Source organism: Thiobacter subterraneus (genome assembly GCF_055379455.1).
In genome coordinates this window covers 221,972-236,674 of the sequence record NZ_AP042402.1, presented here as the reverse complement: position 1 = coordinate 236,674, position 14,703 = coordinate 221,972, and the positions used below count along the sequence as shown (strand labels likewise).

Sequence of the window (14,703 nt, the reverse complement as noted above, 5' to 3'; positions counted from 1 at the left end):
CCTCAGACCGGGATGGGGTAGGGCAGCTCCTTCAGGCTCAGCACCGGGCCATCCAGGGTCTTCCAGTGGACGGGTTCGCGCTCCACGCTTGCGGTCTGGATGACCGCCAGCAGATCGTAACCGCCCTCGGGGGCGGGAGCGGCATTGACCACCATGCCGCTGGCCTGTTCCTGCATGTCGGCGCTGTACAGGGGATCCCCCGGTGCCGGCGCCTGATCACCGTCGAGGTGGGCGAGATACATGCGGCGCTTGAGCTTGCCCAGGTACTGGGTGCGGGCCACGATCTCCTGGCCGGGATAGCAGCCCTTCTTGAAACTCACGCCGCCCACCAGTTCGAAATTGGCCATCTGGGGCACGAATTCCTCCTGGGTGGCGGGCAGCACCACAGGAATGCCGGCACGGATGAGATGCCAGTCCCAGCGCCCACTGCCCACGGGACGACAGTGGGCGGCCAGGGCGCTCCAAAGCTCGGCTGCCTGGCCGGGTGCGCACAGGATCTCGAAACAGTCGCCGGGCAGGCGCAGCACGCTGCCCCGCCCGGTGGCGAGCACGTCATGGGCCGCCGCGGGCACGCTTCCCAGCACCGACTCGACGATGCGCGCCGCCCCCGGTCCCGCCACGCCCAGCCGCACCCACTGGTCGCTCTCGTCCGAGATTTTGACTTTGGAACGCAGGACGAACATGGACAGGCGTTTCCGGATGGCCTCCGCGAGGCTCATGGGCAGCTGCATGAGGTAACCGTCGGCGCCGTCCTGCCACAGCAGGAAGGTGGCCAGCATGCGTCCCTTGGGGGTGCAATAGGCCGCCCACTGGCTGTTGCGCCCGTTGAGCAGGCGCACGTCGTTGGAAAGCTGTCCCTGGAGAAAAGCCTGGGCATCCTCGCCGGCGAAGCGGATCAGCGCGAAGTGGGAGAGATCGGCTAAAATGGGCTCGCTTCCCGAACGACGGATGTCCTCCAGCGGATCGCCGAAATGGGCCACCTGCCCGTTCTCGATGACCGCGCCGCGGGATTGGAGAAACTGCTGCCAGTCGTTGTTCATGTCTGAAGCCCGTGGAAATGTCGGAGGGAAACTCATGCTGCGCAAAGGGGCAAAAATGACGCTTCAACTCGCCCCGGCGTTGGCGAAACATAATGGCGCATCTTCCGTTTTGCAAGCCTGATGCCTGAGCGCCGCCCGGTCTATCTCGATTTGTTGCGGATCCGTCAGCCGCTGCCCGCGGTGGTGTCCATCCTGCACCGGGTGAGCGGCGCGTTTTTGTTTCTGCTGCTGCCCTTCCTCCTCCACGCCTTCGAGCTTTCCCTTGCCGATGAGGCGGGCTTTGCCCGCGTGACCCAGCAGCCCCTGGTGCGCCTGGGCCTGGGACTGGTCGCCGCGTTTTACGCCTACCATCTGCTCGCGGGCGTGCGTTTCCTGATTTTCGACCTGCACCGACCGGGCCTGTATCGCCACGCGCGCAGCAGCGCGCGGCTGGTACTCCTGGGTGCCGCGCTAATCGCCCTGGTCGTGGGCCTCGAGCTATGGTGAAGAACGGCGTGACGGGCGCCCACTATGGCATCGTGGACTGGCTCGCCCAGCGTCTCACCGCTCTGGTGCTGCTGGCCTACAGTGCGTTGCTCGGGGTGCGCCTGTGGCTCACCCCCGAACTGAATTTCGCTGCCTGGCGCGCCCTGTTCCAGCCCGCGTGGATGCGCCATGCCACGCTGCTGTTCGTTCTCGCGCTGTGCTGGCACGCCTGGATCGGCATGCGCGACATCTACATGGATTACCTGAAGCCCACCGGCCTGCGCCTGGCCGCCCATGCCCTCACCCTCATGTTCCTGCTCGCCTGCCTCCTGTGGGCGGCGGGCATCCTGTGGGGCCAGCCATGAAGCTCAGGAAGCGCACCTTCGATGCCCTCGTGGTGGGGGCCGGCGGCGGCGGGCTGCGTGCGGCGCTGGCATTGGCCGACGCCGATCTCAAGGTGGCCGTGGTGTCCAAGGTGTTTCCCACCCGTTCCCATACCGTGGCGGCCCAGGGGGGCATCAATGCCGCCCTGGGCAATGTCACGCCGGACAACTGGTACTGGCACATGTACGACACGGTGAAGGGTTCCGACTACCTGGGGGACCAGGATGCCATCGAGTTCATGTGCCGCGCGGCGGCGCAGGCGGTCTACGAGCTGGAGCACTACGGGCTGCCCTTTTCGCGTCTGCCCGACGGGCGCATCTATCAGCGGCCCTTCGGGGGACAATCCACGGAGCTGGGACGCGGCCAGGCCACGCGTACCTGTGCGGCGGCCGACCGCACGGGGCACGCCATGCTGCATACCCTGTATCAGCAAAACATCCGCGCGCGCACCCATTTCTTCGACGAGTATTTCGCCCTCGACCTCATCAAGGACGACGCCGGCTACGTGCTGGGGGTGCTCGCCCTGGCCATCGAGACCGGCGAGCCGCTGCTGATCGAGGCGCGTGCCACCCTGCTCGCCACGGGTGGTGCCGCGCGCATCTTCCGCACTTCCACCAATGCGCTGATCAATACCGGTGATGGTCTGGGCATGGCGCTGCGCGCGGGCATTCCCCTGCAGGACATGGAGTTCTTCCAGTTCCATCCCACGGGCATCGCCGGGGTGGGCTGCCTGATCTCCGAGGCGGCACGGGGGGAGGGGGGCTATCTCGTCAACAGCCGGGGCGAGCGTTTCATGGAACGTTATGCGCCCCAGGCCAGGGACCTCGCCAGCCGCGATGTGGTGAGCCGGGCCATCGTCACCGAGATCCGAGAGGGACGCGGCTGCGGTCCCCAGGGCGATTACGTCCTGCTCAAGCTGGATCACCTGGGTGCGGAACGCATCCAGCAACGCCTGCCGGGGGCGCGCGAGCTGGCGCGCCGATTTGCCCATGTGGATCCGGTGGAACAACCGATCCCCGTGTTCCCCACCGCCCACTACATGATGGGCGGCATTCCCACCAACCGCTTCGGCCAGGTGGTGGTGCCCACCGCCACCGGCCCGGAGGAGCCGGTGCCCGGACTCTATGCGGTGGGGGAGTGTGCCTGCGTCTCGGTGCATGGCGCCAATCGCCTCGGCGGCAATTCCCTGCTGGATATCGTGGTCTTCGGCCGGGCCGCCGGGGCTCACATGCTGGAGTACCTGCGTGAGAATCCCTATCCCCGTCCCATTCCGCCTTCCGCGACGGAACCCGCGCTGGAACGGCTGGCACGCTGGGAGCGCGACGTGGGCGACGAGCGCATCCCGGTCATCCGCGACGAGATGCAACGCGTGATGGAACAGCGTTGTGGCGTGTTCCGCACCGCGAGTGAACTCCAAGTGGGGATCGCCGAGATCCGCGCCCTGCGGGAGCGGCTGCGCCACGCCACCCTCACCGACCGCAGCCGCATTTTCAACACGGCGCGCATCGAGGCGCTGGAGCTGGAAAACATGATGGAAGTGGCGCTGGCCACGATCGTCTCCGCCGCCGCCCGGGAGGAGAGCCGGGGCGCCCATTCGCGCGTGGATTTTCCGGCCCGGGACGATGATCGCTGGCTCAAGCACACCCTCTATTTCCTGGAAGGCAGCCGGCTCGACTACAAGCCGGTGCGCCTGAAACCGCTGACGGTGGAATCCTTCCCACCGGTGGCGCGGAGTTACTGATGCCCGTGCACCTCTCCATCTACCGTTACGACCCGGAGTCGGGCGCCGCCCCGCGCATGCAGGACTATGTGCTGGACATGGCGCCCCACGGCCGGATGCTGCTGGACGCCATCCTGGCCATCAAGGACCAGGATCCCACCCTCGCCGTGCGGCGTTCCTGCCGCGAGGGCGTGTGCGGTTCCGATGCCATGAACATCAACGGCCGCAACGGCCTGGCGTGCATCACGCCGCTGGCGGGACTCAGGCAGCCCATCGAATTGCGGCCGCTGCCGGGACTTCCCGTGATCCGCGATCTGGTCGTGGATCTCGAGCCCTTCTACCGCCAATACCGGGCCGTCAAGCCCTGGCTCATCAACCACGACCCGGAACCCGAAATCGAGCGCCTGCAGACCCCGGCGGAGCGCGCCGCGCTGGAAGGGCTGCACGAGTGCATCCTGTGCGCCTGCTGTTCCACCGCCTGCCCCTCCTTCTGGTGGAATCCGGACAAGTTCCTCGGGCCGGCGGCGCTGCTCGCGGCCTACCGCTTCCTGGCCGACAGCCGGGACCAGGCCGCCGACGCACGGCTGGACGGGCTCGAGGATCCCTACCGGCTGTTCCGCTGCCATTCCATCATGAACTGCATCGACGCCTGCCCCAAGGGGCTCAATCCCACCCTGGCCATCGGCCGCATCAAGGCCCTCCTCACCCGGCGCACGATATGAGCGCATGCCTGCCCACCGGCGACAGAGACCTGGCGCGACTGCGCTGGCGCTGCCGGCGCGGCATGCTGGAGCTGGACCTGGTGCTGCTGGACTTCGTGGAACGGCAGTATCCGTATCTCACGCCTGCCCAGCGGGAGGCCTTCCATGCCCTGCTGGAACTGGAGGACGCGGTGCTGCTGGATTTCCTCGGGGGCGGCCAGGTGCCTGATCCCTGGCAGGACATCGTCGCACGTCTGCGGCAATGTTGAGCCTCGTCATTCGTCCGGCGCCACGCCTGAGTCTCCTGCTGGGTCTCTTCTATTTGGGCGCAGCGGTCTGTGTGGTCATCGTGCCGCTGCCCGGCCTGCTCCAGGCCGTCCTGGTGGCGATGCTGGCTGCCGCCGCCAGCCACGCCCTATGGCGCCATGGCCTCGGCCGGCATCCCCGTGCCATCCGCAGGCTGGATCTGGACGCCGAAGGCCGGGTGTATCTCATCGATGGCTCGGGCCAGGCCCAGCCCGCTCGGATCCTGGCATCCAGTGTCGTCACACCCTGGCTTACGGCGCTGGCGTTCGCCACGGAGACGGGGCGCCGCAGTCTGCTCCTCACACCCGAGCGGGTGGACGCCGAAGCCTACCGGCGCCTGCGGGTGTGGCTGCGCTGGGGCTGGCATCCCGCCGCGCCCGATTCGGCCGAGGGATCCGCTACCCCGGAAACGCCGCCGCAACCGTGAGTGCGGGGCTCAGCCCGCCAGCTGGCGCGGCGAGAGCACGGTATTTTCGGCGCGGGGCAGGGTGAAGGGATAGTCGCGGCTGTAGTGCAGGCCGCGGCTTTCGTGGCGGGCCAGCGCGCAGCGCACGATCAGTTCCGCGGTGAGCACCAGGTTGCGCAGTTCGATGAGATCGTTGCTCACCCGGAAATTGCGGTAGTACTCCACGATTTCCTCGGTGAGCAGGTTGATGCGGTTGAGGGCGCGCCGGAGCCGCTTGTCGGTGCGCACGATGCCCACGTAGTCCCACATGAAGCGGCGCAGCTCATCCCAGTTGTGGGAGATGACCACTTCCTCGTCCGGGTCCGTGACGCGGCTTTCATCCCACGCGGGCAGGGCAAGCCGCCCGGGCCGCGGCTGGGCGAGAATGTCGCGCGCCGCGGCGCGGCCCACCACCAGGCATTCCAGAAGGGAATTGCTGGCCAGCCGGTTGGCGCCGTGCAACCCGGTGCAGGCCACCTCACCCACGGCATAGAGGCCGTCCACGTCGGTGCGTCCGTGGACGTCGGTGAGGATGCCACCGCAGCTGTAATGGGCCGCCGGCACCACGGGAATGGGCTCGCGGGTGATGTCGATGCCCAGCTCCAGGCAGCGCCGGTAGATGGTGGGGAAGTGGCTCTTGAGGAAGTCCGCCGGCTTGTGGCTGATGTCCAGATACACGCAGTCATAGCCATGCTTCTTCATCTCGAAGTCGATGGCACGGGCCACCACGTCGCGCGGCGCGAGTTCCGCCCGGGGGTCGTGCTCCGGCATGAAACGGGAACCATCCGGACGCTTGAGCAGTCCTCCTTCCCCGCGCACCGCCTCGGTGATCAGAAAGGATTTGGCGTGGGGATGGTAGAGGCAGGTGGGGTGGAACTGGATGAACTCCATGTTGGCCACCCGACAGCCGGCCCGCCAGCCCATGGCCACGCCGTCGCCGGTGGCCACGTCCGGATTGGTGGTGTAGAGATAGACCTTGCCGGCCCCGCCCGTGGCGAGGACGGTGAAATCCGCCGCCAGTGTCCTGACCCGTCCCCCGGTCTTGTCCAGCACGTAGAGACCGTAACAGCGGTTGTCCTGCCGCCCCAACTTGGCCCCGGTGACGAGGTCGATGGCAATGTGCTGTTCCAGCAGGGTGAGGTTGGGATGGGACCGGGCGCGGGCGATCAGGGCGGTCTGCACCGCATGGCCGGTGGCATCGGCGGCATGCACGATGCGGCGGTGGCTGTGGCCGCCCTCACGCGTGAGGTGCAGGCCGGTGTCGCTGTCCGGATCGCGGGTGAAGGCCACGCCCTGGTCCATGAGCCAGCGGATCATCTCCGGTCCCTGGCGCAGGATCTCCCGGGTCACGGCCTCGTCGCACAGTCCCGCGCCAGCCACCAGGGTGTCGCGCACGTGCGCCTCGATGGAATCCTCGCCGGAGAGCACGGCGGCGATGCCCCCCTGGGCCCAGTCGCTGGCGCTGTCCAGAAGCGCGCGTTTGCTGATCACCGCCACCCGGCGCGCGTCGGCGAGATGCAGGGCCAGGGTGAGCCCCGCCAGCCCGCTGCCCACGATGATCACGTCATAGTGCTCCACCCGCGACTCCCGCCGTGAAAGCGCGGATCATAGCACCCCGCGCCGGGTGGCGCGTGCCTGCGCAGCCTTGCCTGGCCTGCGGCGCTGAACTAACCGGCCGCGCGCCGGTCTGTGGAGACAGGTTGCGCGATTCCGTTCCTCAGTCAGGCAGGGGGCAGGTATACTTTGGGCCAGATAATCGACTTTCCCGCTCGGGAAATCATCCTCCAACGACAAGCATTCAGGGACGCCCCCAAGATGGGTGATCGGGAGATCGACCAGGCCCTGGTCGAGCGGGCCCAGGCCGGCGACAAGCATGCCTTCGAGCTTCTGGTCGCCAAATACCAGCGCAAACTCGCCCGTCTGCTGTCGCGCTTCATCCGCGACCCGGCGGAGGTGGAGGACGTGGCCCAGGAAACCTTCATCAAGGCCTACCGCGCGCTGCCGTCCTTCCGCGGGGACAGTGCGTTCTATACCTGGCTGTACCGCATCGCCATCAATACCGCGAAAAACTACCTGGTCTCCCAGGGGCGCCGGGCTCCCACCAGCACCGAGTTCGATGCCGAAGAAGCCGAGGGCTTCGAAGAGGCGGACCTGCTGCGCGACGTGGATACCCCGGAGGCGGCCCTGCTCACCAAGGAAATCGGCGAGACGGTCACCGCCGCCATGGAAGCCCTGCCCGAAGAGCTGCGCACCGCCATCACCCTGCGCGAGATCGATGGCCTGAGCTACGAGGAAATCGCGCAGGCCATGAACTGTCCCATCGGCACCGTGCGTTCGCGCATCTTTCGCGCGCGCGAGGCCATTGCCGAAAAACTCCGCCCGCTTCTGGGCACCAGCAAAGACAAGAGGTGGTAACCATGACTGCAGACATTTCCGCCCTGATGGACGGCGAACTGGATCCGGAGGAGACCGCACGCACCCTGGCCAGCCTCGGCCGGGATGGCGAGCTGCGGGCGACGTGGGCGACCTATCATCTGATCGGTGATGCCCTGCGGGCGAGCGGACCGCTCACCCTGGACGTCACGGACAAGGTGGCCCGGCGCCTCGCGGCGGAGCCCACCGTGCTGGCGCCCCGGGCCAGCCGCCCGGTGTGGAAGCCGCGTGTGCCGGCGATGGCGCTGGCAGCTTCGGTGGCTGCGCTGAGCCTGGTTGGGCTGCTCGCCTGGCAACTCACCCGCCTGGACGGTGCCAACGTGAACGCCGGGCAGGTGGTCGCGCTCGAACCCCGCGCCGCGCTGCCGGTCGCCGCGCCAGCCGAACCCCACGAACAGACCGCCGCGGTCCGCAGTCCGGAACCGCCCCGGGTGCGCTTCCCGTCGGGTGCGGCCGAGGCCTACCTGCTCGCCCATCAGGAGTTCTCGCCCAGCTACGCCATGGCCGGCATGCCTGCCTACGTGCGCGTGGTGGCCCAGCCGGACGCCGGTCAATGAGACGGTTTTTCGCGGCCGCCGTGCTGGCGGCGCTGGCCGGCGCGGGCTGGGCTGCGCCCGCGGACGACCCGGATGCCGCCTTTGCCTGGCTGCAGAAAATGGCCCAGGCCACCCACCGTCTGAATTACAGCGGGGTATTCGTCTATCAGCGTGAGGACCGGGTGGAAACCGCCCGCATCGTGCACCGGGTGGACGAATCCGGCGAGCATGCCAAACTGGTCTATCTCGACGGGCAGCCACGGGAAACCTACCGCATCAACGACGACGTGCTGTGCTTCCTGCCGGACGGCAAGACCGCGCTGCTGGACAGGAGCCGCGCGCGCAAGCTGTTTCCCACGTTGCTGCCGGACCGGATCGGCGAGCTCAAGGCTTCCTATGACGCACGCCTGGCCGGCCGGGGCCGCGTGGCGGGACGCGAGACCCAGGTGGTGGTGCTGACCCCCCGTGATGCCTACCGCTACGGTCACAAGTTCTGGGCGGACAGGGAAACCGGCCTGCTCCTGCGGGCAGGTGTGTGGCAGAAAGAAGGGGAGATGGTGGACCGCTTCTCCTTCACCCAGGTGACCATCGGTGCGCCCATCCGGCGTTCGGAAGTCCGACCGCAGCTGGCGGGGCGGCATGTCATCCGGCACGACCCGGCCCAGACCCCGGATGCCGAGGTGGAGCCGGGCTGGAAGGTGGCCAGCGTGCCGCCGGGCTTCAAGCGCATTTCCGCCATGAAGCGCAGGCTGCCGGGACAGGACACCCCGGTCAACCATATCGTCTATTCGGACGGACTGGCGGCGGTCTCCATCTTCATCGAGCCGGCCCAGACCGGGACGGAACGGGGCCTGTCCCAGCGGGGCGCGCTGCACGTCTATACGCGTCTGGTCGCCAACCATGACGTGAAGGTGCTGGGTGAAGTGCCGGCCGCGACGGTGCGCCTCATCGGCGATTCCATCAGCTACGAGCCCTGACAGATGCTTGGCCCCTCCCTGCTCGAAACCCCGGCGCGGGTGATCCGCAGTGGCAACGGCGTGGCCCTGGTGGAGGCCGACTACGGCGGCGGCTGCGGCAGCGGCGCCTGCGCCACCGGCGGCTGCGGCGCGGCCATCCTGGCCCAGTTGTTCACACGCAATCCACGCGGGCCGCTGGAAGTGGTCGATACCCTCGGCACGCGGCCCGGCGAGCGGGTGGTGGTGGGCGTGGAGGAGGGCAGCGTGCTGGGTGCGAGCCTCCTCGTCTATCTGCTGCCCCTGGTGCTTCTGCTGACCGGCGCAATGGGCGCGCGCCAGCTGTTCGGGGGTGGCGACGGCATCGCCGCCCTGGGCGCGCTGCTGGGGGTGGCCGCGGGCTGGTGGCTTGCGCGCGGATTCCAGCGGCGGGCACCGGCACGGCCCCGCATCCTGCGCCGCCTGTGAAACCGGGGTCCTGTCTCACCCTTTACGCCCGCGCCGGCTGCCACCTGTGCGAGGACATGGCAGCGGGGCTCGACGCCCTGCGCGACGAGCTGGCCTTCGACTACCGGACGGTGGACGTGGACGGCGACCCGGCCCTCGCCGCCCGTTACGGCGCCCTGGTGCCGGTACTGGCCCTGGGGGAGGAGGTGCTGTGCCACTATTTCCTGGACGTCGCCGTCCTGCGCGCCCGGCTGGGGAGAAGTGAATGATTGCCAGGCGCTTTTCCGCTAGAATGGCGGGCTGGCACAAAAAGGGCACCCGGGTGCCCTTTTTTTAATCCGGACAGCCCGCCGGCGAGTCTCCCGGAGAATGCCCCGTGGAACGCCCCGGGGAACGCATTGTGACGCGGGAGGGTGCACCGCCCGTGGGTGAGGCCGTTTGCGCGCGACGGTCGCAGGCCAGCTGGGACACCCGGCCGGGGACTGGCGCGCAAAATGACCGCTAGAGAGGCGAGCGAGGCCCGCCCGGGTCCCCGGCCCTCCACGGCTCACCGCGTCTGCATCGATGTGCCGCGCACACCGGGCACGCGCCGGTCCAAGGGACCATCCGGATTTGATGGGTCGCAATGAAGAACATCCGCAACTTTTCCATCATCGCCCACATCGACCACGGCAAATCCACGCTGGCGGACCGCTTCATCCAGCACTGCGGCGGGCTGTCGGAGCGGGAGATGGCCGAGCAGGTGCTCGATTCCATGGACCTGGAACGGGAACGGGGCATCACCATCAAGGCCCAGACCGCGGCGCTCACCTACCACGCCCGCGACGGCCAGATTTACAACCTGAACCTGATCGACACGCCGGGCCACGTGGATTTTTCCTACGAGGTATCGCGCTCCCTGGCTGCCTGCGAGGGGGCGCTGCTGGTAGTGGATGCCTCCCAGGGCGTGGAAGCCCAGACCGTGGCCAACTGCTACACCGCCATCGAGCAGGGGGTGGAAGTGGTGCCGGTGCTCAACAAGATCGACCTGCCGGCAGCCGACCCGGAGCGGGTGATCCAGGAAATCGAGGACATCATCGGCATCGATGCCCATGATGCGGTGCGTGCCAGTGCCAAGACGGGTCTGGGCATCGAGGACATCCTGGAAGCAGTGGTGACCAGGATCCCGCCCCCCCAGGGCGACCCGGAAGCCCCCCTGAAGGCGCTCGTCATCGATTCCTGGTTCGACAACTACGTGGGTGTGGTGATGCTGGTGCGTGTGGTGGATGGCCGGCTCCGGCCCAAGGACAAGATCCTGCTCATGGCCACCGGCGCCACCTATATGTGCGAGCAGGTGGGCGTGTTCACGCCCAAGTCCATGCAGCGGGAAGAACTGTCGGCAGGGCAGGTGGGCTTCGTGATCGCCGGCATCAAGGAGCTGCGCCATGCCCAGGTGGGGGATACGGTGACCCTGGCCACGCGGCCGGCGACGGAGCCCCTGCCGGGTTTCAAGAAGATCAAACCGCAGGTGTTCGCCGGGCTGTATCCGGTGGATTCCCACGAGTATGACGCGCTGCGCGATGCCCTGGAAAAACTGCGCCTGAACGACGCCTCGCTGCAGTACGAGCCGGAAACCTCCCAGGCGCTGGGCTTCGGCTTCCGCTGCGGTTTCCTGGGCATGCTGCACATGGACATCGTGCAGGAGCGTCTGGAGCGGGAATACGACATGAACCTCATCATCACCGCGCCCACGGTGGTGTACGAGGTCGTGCTGCGTGACGGCACGGTGCAGGAAATCGAGAATCCCTCCCGTCTGCCGGACCCCTCCAAAATCCAGGAAATCCGCGAGCCCATCATTACCGCCACCATCCTGGTGCCCCAGGATTACGTGGGCAATGTGATCACCCTGTGCACCCAGAAGCGAGGCGTGCAGAAGAACATGCAGTACATGGGCCGGCAGGTGATGCTCACCTACGAAATGCCCATGAACGAGGTGGTGGTGGATTTCTTCGACAAGCTGAAATCCACATCCCGCGGCTATGCCTCCCTGGATTACGAGTTCAAGGAATTCCGCGCCGCGGATCTGGTGAAGCTGGACATCCTCGTCAACGGCGAGCGGGTGGATGCCCTGTCCACCATCGTGCACCGATCCAACGCCCAGGCACGGGGCCGTGAGCTGGCGGCCAAGATGCGGGAACTCATTCCCCGCCAGATGTTCGACATCGCCATCCAGGCCGCTATCGGCAGCCACATCATCGCGCGTGAGACAGTGAAGGCCCTGCGCAAGAACGTGCTGGCCAAGTGCTATGGCGGCGACGTCACCCGCAAGAAAAAACTGCTGGAAAAGCAGAAGGCCGGCAAGAAACGCATGAAACAGGTGGGCAACGTGGAAATTCCGCAGGAAGCCTTCCTCGCCGTTTTGCAGGTGGAAGGGAAGTGATCCTTCCTGCAACCAATGCCACCGTCAGCTGTCCCCGCACGTCGTGCCTGACCTTGGTCAACTGAGGTTTTCCGGATCATGAATTTTGCCCTCATCCTGTTCATCGCCCTGGTAGTGACCGGTGCCATCTGGCTCGTCGACCACATCGCATTCAAGCCGCGCCGGTCTGCGGGACGAAAGGAACCGCTGCTGGTGGAATATTCCCGCAGTTTCTTTCCGGTGATCCTGGTGGTGTTCCTGCTGCGTTCCTTTCTGGTGGAGCCGTTCCGGATTCCTTCCGGTTCCATGATTCCCACCCTGCAGGCGGGTGATTTCATCCTGGTCAACAAGTACACCTGGGGCATCCGCCTGCCGGTGATCAACCGCAAGATCATCGAGATCAACCAGCCGCAGCGGGGCGACGTGGCCGTATTCCGCTATCCCGTGGATCCTTCGCTGGACTACATCAAGCGTATCGTGGGTCTGCCGGGCGATCGCGTGAGCTACATCGACAAGCAGCTCAGCATCAACGGAAAACCGGTGAGGCTGGATTTCCTCGGGCCCTACGACTATGTCAAACCCGGCCTCAACAATGTCGTGGCACAGCTCTATCTGGAACACCTGGATGGACATCCCCATCGCGTGCTGATCCAGCCCGAGGAGCCACCGGTGCGGCTGGAGGGTGTGCGTGTCTTCCGGTACCGCGATCATTGCGATTACAATGAACGCGGCTTCACCTGTGTGGTGCCGCCCGGTTACTACTTCGCCATGGGCGACAATCGGGACGACAGCACCGACAGCCGTTACTGGGGGTTCGTGCCGGATGAAAACATCGTCGGGCGCGCCTTCCTGATCTGGATGAACTTCGACGACTTCGGCCGCATCGGCAAATCCATCGAATGAAGGGGAGCGGGATGAAACATCAACGGGGCATGACGTTCATCGGCTGGGTCGTGGTGCTGGCCCTGGTGCTCACCTATGTGTACGTGGGCATCAAGGTCGTGCCGGCCTATATTGAGTTCTTTTCGGTGAAGAAGATCCTCGCCACCATGGCCAAGGAGCCCGGTTTCGCCACCATGACCCCGGCGGAAATCCGCAAGTCCTTCGAGCGCCGGCTTGCCATCGATTACGTGAGTGCCGTCACGCCCCAGGACCTGGACATCCGCAAGGAGGATGGAGAAAACGTGGTGAGCGTGGAATACACCCAGAAGATCCCACTGTTCTACAACGTGAGCGTGCTGCTGGACTTTTCCGCCAGCACAGCCGGCAGCAAGCCGGCCCAGATGGTGGAATGACGGGCGACCTCAAGCGTCTTGCGCGCCAGCTGGGCTATGTTTTCAAAGAGCCGAAGCTGCTGCGCCAGGCACTCACCCACCGCAGCTACGGCACGCCGCACAACGAGCGGCTGGAGTTCCTGGGCGACAGCGTCCTGTCCCTGGCGATTTCCACCCGCCTGTTCCACGACTTCCCGCGCCTGACCGAAGGCGAGCTGTCGCGCGTCCGTGCGCATCTGGTAAAGGAACCCACACTCGCGGAAATCGCTCAAAGCCTGTCCCTGGGCGACTATCTTTTCCTGGGCGAGGGCGAGCTCAAAAGCGGTGGCTTCCGCCGTCCCTCCATTCTGGCCGATGCCCTGGAGGCCATCGTCGGCGCCATCTATCTGGATGGCGGCTTTCCCGAGGCCCAGCGCGTGCTCAACGAACTGTACGCGCCGGTGATCGGGCGCCTGGATCCCCATACCCTGTCCAAGGATCCCAAGACCCGGCTGCAGGAATTCCTTCAGGGACGCAAGCTGCGCCTGCCCAAGTACACCATCGTCGCCACCGAGGGCGAGGCCCATGAGCAGCATTTCCGGGTGGAGTGCCATATTCCGGAACTGGACATCCGCGTGCTGGGCGAAGGCTCGAGCCGGCGCAAGGCCGAACAGGAAGCGGCACGCCTGGCCTACGAGGTCGTGCACGGCAGGAGCGGTCAGTCATGACTGAACCCGCCGGGTTCCGTGCCGGTTTCATCGCCATCGTGGGGCGGCCCAACGTGGGCAAGTCCACCCTGCTCAACGCCATCGTCGGCGAGAAGATCAGCATCGTTTCGCGCAAACCCCAGACCACGCGCCACCGCATCGTCGGCATCCATACCGATGACACGGCGCAATGGGTGTTCGTGGACACGCCGGGCTTCCAGCTGCAATACCGCAACGCCCTTAACCGCACCATGAACAGGACGGTCACCGATGCCCTGGCAGGGGTGGACGTGGTGGTGTTCGTGGTGGAAGCCCTGCGTTACGACGCGCGCGACGCCGAGGTGGTCAAACTCCTGCCCCGGGACCGGCCGGTGATCCTGGCGGTGAACAAGACCGACACGGTGAAGGACAAGGCGCAGCTCCTGCCTTTCCTGGAGCAGATGGCCGCCACCTTCCCGTTCGCGGAAATCGTGCCCGTGAGCGCCCGCACCGGCAGCCAAATCCCCGAGCTATTGCGCGCGATCCGCCCCTATCTGCCGGAGGGGCCGGCGCTCTACGACAAGGACGACATCACTGACCGCAGCGAGCGTTTCCTGGCCGCCGAGACGGTGCGCGAAAAGGTGTTTCGCCTGCTGGGTGACGAAGTGCCTTACGCCACCACGGTGATGATCGACAAATTCGAGCAGGAAGGAAACCTGCGTCGTATATATGCCTCGATCATCGTGGAGAAAGAGAGCCAGAAGGCCATCGTGATCGGCAAGGGTGGCGAGAAGCTCAAGGCCATCGGCAGCGAGGCACGCCAAGACCTGGAGCGTCTGTTCGGCGGCAAGGTGTATCTGGAATTGTGGGTGAAAGTGAAGAGCGGCTGGGCGGACGATGAACGGGCGGTGAAGAGTCTCGGCTATACCGATTGAG

17 protein-coding genes and 1 pseudogene are annotated in these 14,703 nt (G+C 66.2%); 16 read left to right on the top strand and 2 right to left on the bottom strand.

Features of this window, described 5'->3' with window-relative positions:
* Nucleotides 1-2: 2 nt before the first annotated feature.
* Nucleotides 3-1,040 (bottom strand): CAF17-like 4Fe-4S cluster assembly/insertion protein YgfZ, encoded by a 1,038-nt coding sequence (gene ygfZ, locus ACZ42P_RS01350; RefSeq protein ID WP_464898313.1) that lies wholly within the window; start codon nt 1,038-1,040, stop codon nt 3-5.
* Nucleotides 1,041-1,160: 120 nt separating this feature from the next.
* Between ygfZ and sdhC the strand changes: the two genes are divergently transcribed.
* The 6 genes from sdhC to ACZ42P_RS01320 are packed head-to-tail and all read left to right on the top strand — an operon-like array spanning nt 1,161 to nt 5,043.
* Nucleotides 1,161-1,526 (top strand): succinate dehydrogenase, cytochrome b556 subunit, encoded by a 366-nt coding sequence (gene sdhC / locus ACZ42P_RS01345; RefSeq protein WP_464898312.1) that lies wholly within the window; start codon nt 1,161-1,163, stop codon nt 1,524-1,526.
* Nucleotides 1,527-1,534: 8 nt separating this feature from the next.
* A complete protein-coding gene (gene sdhD / locus ACZ42P_RS01340; RefSeq protein ID WP_464898311.1) occupies nt 1,535-1,870 on the top strand; it encodes a succinate dehydrogenase, hydrophobic membrane anchor protein in 336 nt (111 codons plus the stop codon).
* Nucleotides 1,867-3,630, top strand: coding sequence for a succinate dehydrogenase flavoprotein subunit (sdhA, locus tag ACZ42P_RS01335; protein ID WP_464898310.1), 1,764 nt, complete (start codon nt 1,867-1,869; stop codon nt 3,628-3,630). The genes sdhD and sdhA overlap by 4 nt, the downstream gene beginning before the upstream one ends.
* A complete protein-coding gene (locus ACZ42P_RS01330; protein ID WP_464898309.1) occupies nt 3,630-4,331 on the top strand; it encodes a succinate dehydrogenase iron-sulfur subunit in 702 nt (233 codons plus the stop codon). The genes sdhA and ACZ42P_RS01330 overlap by 1 nt, the downstream gene beginning before the upstream one ends.
* Complete coding sequence (locus ACZ42P_RS01325) at nt 4,328-4,579, top strand: FAD assembly factor SdhE (RefSeq protein WP_464898308.1); 252 nt, start codon at nt 4,328-4,330, stop codon at nt 4,577-4,579. Before ACZ42P_RS01330 ends, ACZ42P_RS01325 begins: the two co-directional genes overlap by 4 nt.
* Nucleotides 4,573-5,043 carry a protein YgfX gene (locus ACZ42P_RS01320; RefSeq protein ID WP_464898307.1) on the top strand — a complete coding sequence of 157 codons (471 nt, stop codon included), beginning with the start codon at nt 4,573-4,575 and terminating at the stop codon, nt 5,041-5,043. Before ACZ42P_RS01325 ends, ACZ42P_RS01320 begins: the two co-directional genes overlap by 7 nt.
* Nucleotides 5,044-5,052: 9 nt before the next feature.
* Here the strand turns inward: ACZ42P_RS01320 and nadB are convergent, their stop codons facing one another.
* Nucleotides 5,053-6,639, bottom strand: coding sequence for an L-aspartate oxidase (nadB, locus tag ACZ42P_RS01315; protein WP_464898306.1), 1,587 nt, complete (start codon nt 6,637-6,639; stop codon nt 5,053-5,055).
* Nucleotides 6,640-6,876: 237 nt separating this feature from the next.
* On the opposite strand from nadB, the gene rpoE reads away from it, so the two are divergent.
* From rpoE to era, 10 genes and pseudogenes are all read left to right on the top strand, one after another.
* The gene (gene rpoE, locus ACZ42P_RS01310; protein ID WP_464898305.1) at nt 6,877-7,476 is read left to right on the top strand and encodes an RNA polymerase sigma factor RpoE; all 600 of its coding nucleotides are present in this window, start codon (nt 6,877-6,879) and stop codon (nt 7,474-7,476) included.
* A gap of 2 nt (nt 7,477-7,478) precedes the next feature.
* Nucleotides 7,479-8,051 (top strand): sigma-E factor negative regulatory protein, encoded by a 573-nt coding sequence (locus tag ACZ42P_RS01305; RefSeq protein ID WP_464898304.1) that lies wholly within the window; start codon nt 7,479-7,481, stop codon nt 8,049-8,051.
* Nucleotides 8,048-9,007, top strand: coding sequence for a MucB/RseB C-terminal domain-containing protein (locus ACZ42P_RS01300; protein WP_464898303.1), 960 nt, complete (start codon nt 8,048-8,050; stop codon nt 9,005-9,007). Before ACZ42P_RS01305 ends, ACZ42P_RS01300 begins: the two co-directional genes overlap by 4 nt.
* 3 nt (nt 9,008-9,010) lie before the next feature.
* Complete coding sequence (locus ACZ42P_RS01295; protein WP_464898302.1) at nt 9,011-9,451, top strand: SoxR reducing system RseC family protein; 441 nt, start codon at nt 9,011-9,013, stop codon at nt 9,449-9,451.
* Complete coding sequence (locus ACZ42P_RS01290) at nt 9,448-9,699, top strand: glutaredoxin family protein (RefSeq protein WP_464898301.1); 252 nt, start codon at nt 9,448-9,450, stop codon at nt 9,697-9,699. The genes ACZ42P_RS01295 and ACZ42P_RS01290 overlap by 4 nt, the downstream gene beginning before the upstream one ends.
* Before the next feature lie 356 nt (nt 9,700-10,055).
* Nucleotides 10,056-11,849 carry a translation elongation factor 4 gene (gene lepA, locus ACZ42P_RS01285; RefSeq protein ID WP_464898300.1) on the top strand — a complete coding sequence of 598 codons (1,794 nt, stop codon included), beginning with the start codon at nt 10,056-10,058 and terminating at the stop codon, nt 11,847-11,849.
* Between the two features lie 78 nt (nt 11,850-11,927).
* Nucleotides 11,928-12,731: a signal peptidase I gene (lepB, locus tag ACZ42P_RS01280; protein WP_464898299.1), complete on the top strand. Its 804-nt coding sequence runs from the start codon at nt 11,928-11,930 to the stop codon at nt 12,729-12,731.
* Nucleotides 12,732-12,742: 11 nt separating this feature from the next.
* Nucleotides 12,743-13,123: a DUF4845 domain-containing protein gene (locus tag ACZ42P_RS01275; RefSeq protein ID WP_464898298.1), complete on the top strand. Its 381-nt coding sequence runs from the start codon at nt 12,743-12,745 to the stop codon at nt 13,121-13,123.
* Nucleotides 13,120-13,788, top strand: a pseudogene (gene rnc, locus ACZ42P_RS01270) (ribonuclease III); the annotation flags it as partial. The gene ACZ42P_RS01275 and the pseudogene rnc, both read left to right, overlap by 4 nt.
* A gap of 17 nt (nt 13,789-13,805) precedes the next feature.
* Nucleotides 13,806-14,702, top strand: a complete 897-nt coding sequence (gene era, locus ACZ42P_RS01265) for a GTPase Era (protein WP_464898297.1) — start codon at nt 13,806-13,808, stop codon at nt 14,700-14,702.
* Nucleotide 14,703 lies beyond the last annotated feature (1 nt).

Bases quoted from the DNA above. Each gene is read 5' to 3' on its own strand.
- lepB (WP_464898299.1), top strand. From the start codon at position 11,928: ATGAATTTTGCCCTCATCCTGTTCATCGCCCTGGTAGTGACCGGTGCC.
- ACZ42P_RS01320 (WP_464898307.1), top strand. From the start codon at position 4,573: ATGTTGAGCCTCGTCATTCGTCCGGCGCCACGCCTGAGTCTCCTGCTG.
- ACZ42P_RS01305 (WP_464898304.1), top strand. From the start codon at position 7,479: ATGACTGCAGACATTTCCGCCCTGATGGACGGCGAACTGGATCCGGAG.
- ACZ42P_RS01330 (WP_464898309.1), top strand. From the start codon at position 3,630: ATGCCCGTGCACCTCTCCATCTACCGTTACGACCCGGAGTCGGGCGCC.
- sdhA (WP_464898310.1), top strand. From the start codon at position 1,867: ATGAAGCTCAGGAAGCGCACCTTCGATGCCCTCGTGGTGGGGGCCGGC.
- ygfZ (WP_464898313.1), bottom strand. From the start codon at position 1,040: ATGAACAACGACTGGCAGCAGTTTCTCCAATCCCGCGGCGCGGTCATC.
- ACZ42P_RS01275 (WP_464898298.1), top strand. From the start codon at position 12,743: ATGAAACATCAACGGGGCATGACGTTCATCGGCTGGGTCGTGGTGCTG.
- sdhC (WP_464898312.1), top strand. From the start codon at position 1,161: ATGCCTGAGCGCCGCCCGGTCTATCTCGATTTGTTGCGGATCCGTCAG.
- ACZ42P_RS01300 (WP_464898303.1), top strand. From the start codon at position 8,048: ATGAGACGGTTTTTCGCGGCCGCCGTGCTGGCGGCGCTGGCCGGCGCG.
- lepA (WP_464898300.1), top strand. From the start codon at position 10,056: ATGAAGAACATCCGCAACTTTTCCATCATCGCCCACATCGACCACGGC.
- era (WP_464898297.1), top strand. From the start codon at position 13,806: ATGACTGAACCCGCCGGGTTCCGTGCCGGTTTCATCGCCATCGTGGGG.
- ACZ42P_RS01325 (WP_464898308.1), top strand. From the start codon at position 4,328: ATGAGCGCATGCCTGCCCACCGGCGACAGAGACCTGGCGCGACTGCGC.
- rpoE (WP_464898305.1), top strand. From the start codon at position 6,877: ATGGGTGATCGGGAGATCGACCAGGCCCTGGTCGAGCGGGCCCAGGCC.
- ACZ42P_RS01295 (WP_464898302.1), top strand. From the start codon at position 9,011: ATGCTTGGCCCCTCCCTGCTCGAAACCCCGGCGCGGGTGATCCGCAGT.